Annotated in this window: 1 protein-coding gene and 1 pseudogene; both read right to left on the reverse strand. The window is 74.5% G+C overall.

The features are described 5' to 3' along the window. Nucleotides 1–793 (reverse strand): annotated as a pseudogene (locus ACYVE9_RS27160) (PucR family transcriptional regulator); the annotation flags it as partial. A gap of 111 nt (nt 794–904) precedes the next feature. Next, on the reverse strand, nt 905–1,326 hold a 422-nt coding region (locus tag ACYVE9_RS27165; RefSeq protein ID WP_461030540.1), incomplete at its 5' end, for a helix-turn-helix transcriptional regulator.

Consider the following 1,326-nt stretch of genomic DNA (forward strand, 5'->3'; position numbering starts at 1 on the left):
CGCCGTCCGGCAACAGGACGATGGCCCGTTCCGCGGTCGTGCCGGTGTGCCACAGGGCCCGGAACCCGGCCGGCACGGTGACCGGCAGGGCGGTGCGCCGGGGCGCCTCCCGCACCTGGACGGCGACCAGGACGGCGTAGCGGCCCTGGACGGGCAGGTCCAGCGCTTCGGACGCCTCCGTCAGGTCGGCGATCCGGGCGGTGCCGTCCAGCAACGCACCGGTCATCAGCCGGAGCCGGTTCTCGCGGCGCCAGGCGAGGCGGCGCTCGGTCTCCCGGTAGGCGTCGGCCGCCAGGCCGCAGTGCTCGTCGACGAAGTTCCACACGTCCGCGGCGACGTGGATGAGCAGCGGGATGTCGTCGGGGTGGCTGCGTGCGGTCTCGTCGACCAGGCCCTGCCACACCATGGCGCCGCCCAGGCGGAACGCGTGCAGCACCGCGTCGAGCGGCACGCCGAGCTCCGCCCGGCAGGCCCCGATCCGCCGTGAGGTGCGGCGCGCGTCCTCACGGGCCTGCCGCGGCCTGATCAGGGACCCCACGTTGTACTTCAGCGAGCTGTGCACCTCGTGCCACACCGACGAGACGTCCGTCTCGATCGCCGCGCGGTAGGCGGGCTCCTGGTCCCGCAGGCGGGCGACCAGGCGGTCGGTGAGCCCCGGGAGGTTGTCGAGCAGCGACTGTGCGGCGCGGTGCAGCACGGCCACGGCCTCCGCGTCGACGAGGGATCGGGTGCGGGGCGGGCCTGTGTGCGGCGTGGGCAGCTCCCTGACCTGGGAGCGGATGACGTGCGGCATGAACGGGCCTCCACCGGCGGTCGGGGTTCGCTCCGGGCTGGGGCGCCTGCGCGGTGCCCGCACGCCGGATCTTCCTGACGCCCGCAGAATGGCATACCGCCCAGTCGGTACCTAGAGGTCTGCGGCATCCTTCTCATCACGGTCCAGCAATCTGGCCAGCTCGACACGGGAGCGCACCCCCAGCGCGGCGAAGACGTTCCGCAGGTGATGGTCCACGGTGCGAGGGCTGACCGAGAGCCGCAACGCCACCTCGCGGTTGGTCGCTCCCTCGGCCACGCACCGCGCGATGCGCTGCTGCTGCGGGGTCAGTGCCGTCAGCGGACCGCTGCCGCGGCGGTCGCCCGCCACCGCCTCACCGGCCGCGCGCAGCTCCGCCCGGGCCAGCGCCGCCCAGAAGTGCGCGTCCGACGTCTCGAAGGCGACCAGCGCGTCCCGCAGGGGCCCGCGGGCCTCGCGGGTGCGTCGCCTTCGGCGCAGCCAGCGTCCGTAGACGAGCTGGGTCCTGGCCCGTTCGAAGTCGCCACCGGCCCGGT

Source organism: Streptomyces sparsus, from assembly GCF_054776295.1.